General features: G+C 68.7%; 1 protein-coding gene. It reads left to right on the top strand.

What is annotated here, in order from left to right:
- A partial coding sequence (locus P409_RS28750) for a filamentous haemagglutinin family protein (RefSeq protein ID WP_034846505.1) occupies positions 1 to 3,310 on the top strand: 3,310 nt, incomplete at its 5' end.
- Positions 3,311 to 3,919: the final 609 nt, after the last annotated feature.

Raw genomic sequence — 3,919 nt, 5'->3', positions numbered from 1 at the left:
CCGGCGACGGCGCCGGCTTGACCTGCAGTCGGGCTCGACCATCTCGGTCGGCGCCGGTGGCGCCACCGGCAGCGTGCATCTGCGTGCGCCGCGGACCAACGGCGACACCGATGTCGCGATCACCGAACTCGGCAGCGGCATCGGCGGCGCCCGCGAGATCATGGTCGAGGCATACAAGGCCTACGACACCCCGGTGGTCGACGCGTCCATCATCCAGGCCGATCTCGACGATTTCGCCGCGAAGGGCGTGGCCGGCACGATCGCCCATCGCTTCGGCCCCGGCGTCACCGCCCGGGCGGGCGTCGAGCTGCGCAACCCCGGCGACATGACGCTGGACACGGATCTGGACCTGCACGCCCTGATGCAGGGCCGGGATGGCGCGTCCGGCATCCTGACCCTGCGCGCCGGCGGCGACCTGACCTTCTGGGGCAGCCTCAGCGACGGCTTCACCACCGTGGACGGGAACACGCTGGCGGGCGGCGACAGCTGGTCCTACCGCCTGGTCGCGGGCGCCGACCTGTCCGGCGCCGACCCGCTGGCCCTGCTGGCCGCCGGTGGCCTCGCCGCCGGCAAGGGCAGCGTGGTCGTGGATTCGGTCACGGCGAACCGGGCGCTGCGCATCCGCACCGGCACCGGCGACATCAACATCGCCGCGGCCGGGGACTTCGTGCTGGGCGCCAGGTCGGACACCAATCTGGGGCCGGACTTCTTCACGCCCATCCCGCAAGCAGTGGTCTACACGGCCGGGCAGCCGATCGCGGGCGTTCCGGGGGGCCTGCTGGACCCGGCGCGCTATCCGGACGCCGCCTTCCCGACCGGCGGCGGCGACATCAGCATCGGTGCCCGCGGCAGCCTGTACGGCGTGCCGTCGGCCCAGGTGATCACGGACTATGTGTGGCGCCAGGGCGATGCGAACGGCGACAAGGGGCTGGCGACCGCCTGGTGGATCGACTTCGCGGGCTTCCAGCAGGGGGTCGGCGCCCTGGCAGGCGGCAATATCGAGCTGCGCGCCGGCGACCAGATCCGCAACCTGTCGGCGGCGATCCCGACTGTCGGCTGGGTCTCCGGCGGCACTGTCACTGTCCGCAACGGCGGCAGCCTGATGGTCGACGCGCTCGGCGACATCGTCAGCGGCGTCTACTATGTCGGCCGCGGCGACGCGACGATCGAAGCCGGCGGGGCGATCAAGGGCGGGGCGTCGGTCACCCCGTTCGAGTTCGGCTTTCCGGGGTTTGCACAGGTCGCCCCCCGCACCATCCTGGCGGGCGGCGACACGGCCTTCACGCTGCGCAGCCGCGGCGACCTGACCATCGAGACCGTGCTGGACCCGATGATGCTGCCGGTGTCCCAACGGCAGGCCGACCTTTCCGTCATCGATCTGTCGCCCTATGGCGGCTTCTCCTCCCGCGGGGCCGGCAGCGCCGTCAGCCTCGATTCGATCGGCGGCGATGTCCGGTTCGGCAATGACGGCAACACTGTCGCATCCATGATCGTCGGCCCGACAAACGGCATGAATTCGGCGGCGGCATCCTACACGCTGCTGTACCCCTCGACCGTCCACGCCACCTCCTTCAGCGGCGACATCCTGGTCGATGGCGGCATGGTCCTGACCGGCGCCGATCGCGGCACGCTCGATCTGCTGGCCGCGGATGACGTTCTGTTCCGACCGAACGGCGACCCGACGGATTCCCGCTCATATAAGGTCCAATTGGTCGGGATGGCGGATGCCCGCCCGCAGTTCGAGCCGACGCCGCTGAACCCGGTCGTCATCACCAAGACGCCCTCCTCTCCCGACGCTGAGGAGCAGCAGTTCGAGGATGCGCATCTTATCGGGTCATCGACCGTGGACCAGGCCGGCCGGCATGTCGGCGACCTCGACCCGACGCGGATCTATGCCGTCGGCGGCGACATACGAGGTGCGCTTCCCACCGGCGCCTACCAGCTGATCGTGCCGAAGAGCCTGCAACTGCGCGCCGGTTCGGACGTTGCCGATCTCTCGATCAGAGCCACGAACACCAATCCAGGGGATGTCACTCTCGTCCAGGCCGGGCGCGACATCGACCTGACGACCAATGGGGGCTTGGAGCCGGACTTGAGCGCGCAGATCAAGGTCGGCGGCCCGGGGCGGCTGGAGGTCAGCGCCGGACGGAACATCGATCTCGGCTATGGCCTCGGCATCCTGACCGACGGCAACCTGCGCACCTCGGTGCTGCCGGAGCAAGGAGCGGACATCACCGTGCTGGCCGGGCTCGGCGGCAGCCAGCCGGATCGCGCCGCCTTCATGACCCGCTATCTGGACCCGGCGCATAGCGCCGAGCTGGACCCGTATCTGGTCGGTCCCGGCGGGTCGCTCTACACGGCGCAGATGATCAGCTATGTCGAGGGGGTGACCGGCCGCAGCGGCCTGGATGCCCCCACCGCCTTCGCCCTGTTCAAGGCGTTGGCGCCGGAGCAGCAGGATCCGCTGCTGCAGGACATTCTGTTCGCCGAGCTGCGCGCCTCCGGCCGCGAGGCCAATGACGCGTCCAGCCCCCGCTTCGGCGCCACCGACCGCGGCTACGCCGCCGCCGACACGCTGTTCCCCGGCAATGGCTGGTCCGGCGGCATCTCAATGCTGGACAGCCAGATCAAGACCCAGCGCGGCGGCGATCTCTCGATCCTGCTGCCCGGCGGCGGCATTCAGCTCGGGGCCGCCACGAAAGATTTGACCAAACCCGAACATGATCCCAACGATTCCGGCCTGTGGACGGTACTGGGCGGTGCGATCCGCATCTTCGCCCATGACGACATCCTGATCCGCGCCTCCCGCGCCCTCACCGCTGCCGGCGGCGACATCCTGATGTGGTCCTCCTTCGGCGACATCGATGCCGGCCTCGGCTCGCGCTCCGCGCTCGCCACCGCCCCGGCGATCGTGCGCCTCAGCCTGAACGGCACGCTGCAGGTCGAGCCCGGCGGCATCGTCAGCGGCAGCGGCATCGGCGCGCTGCAGAAGCCCGGCGATGTCGATCTCTACGCGCCGAACGGCGTGATCAATGCCGGCGAGGGCGGCATCCGCGTCTCCGGCAACTTCAACGTCTTCGCGCTGCAGGTGCTGAACGCCGACAACATCCAGGTCGGCGGCCAGGCGGTGGGCCTGCCGACCGCGCCGGTGAACCCGGCCTCGATCGCCGGCACCAGCGACGTCGCCGCCCAGGCCACGAGGGCGATCGAGCAGCAGGTGCGCGACCAGGCCGAGCGCGACGCCAAGCCCAGTGACGAGGCACCGCCGCTGCTGATAACCGGCTCCTTCCTCGGCTACGAGGGGGGCTGAGAGGACGGGGGGCTCCCACCCCGCCACCTTCGTCATCCCGCGGAAGCGGGTATCTCGTGACACTCTGACCGGAAAGAGAGTCCCGCTTTCGCGGGAAGGACGGTCCCAAAGGAGGCGCCACGACCCGGCCCCAACCCTTCTTCCGGCACCTCGAAGGCGACGCCCCGCGGGTCGGCCGGCCTGTGGCTGACGCGCCGGGCTTCGTGCCGCTGGACAGCATTCCCCGCAACCGCATCAACAGCTGGGTCGCCGCCATCGAGACCTGCTGATCGCGCAGCCGTCCCGGCGCGGCTCCCCCGATCGCGCCGGCGGGCCTGACAGGCCGCAGCGCCCACGCAAATGACAGATCGGTGACAGATTCACAAGCATCTGCCCCACAGCAATGCATTAAAGCTGATATTTCAGTTCGATGAACATGTACAGACTTGTCCACACGAAACTCTTCCTAAGATTTCAAAGTACGATTGAACGCGTCTGTATGTATGTGCTAGTCAGATTTCTAGACAAATGATCGAAACATTCGCCTTTCTGAATTGGCAGAACGGCGGCTGTGTGGCGTTTTTATTGCATTTTTTGCCCGGATCGGGCCGGGGCCGACGGAGGGGGATC

Origin of the sequence: Inquilinus limosus MP06 (genome assembly GCF_000767795.1) — a bacterium.
Classification (GTDB): domain Bacteria; phylum Pseudomonadota; class Alphaproteobacteria; order DSM-16000; family Inquilinaceae; genus Inquilinus; species Inquilinus limosus_E.
The sequence above is the reverse complement of the archived record's forward strand: the minus strand, read 5'-3'. Positions and strand labels throughout refer to the sequence as shown.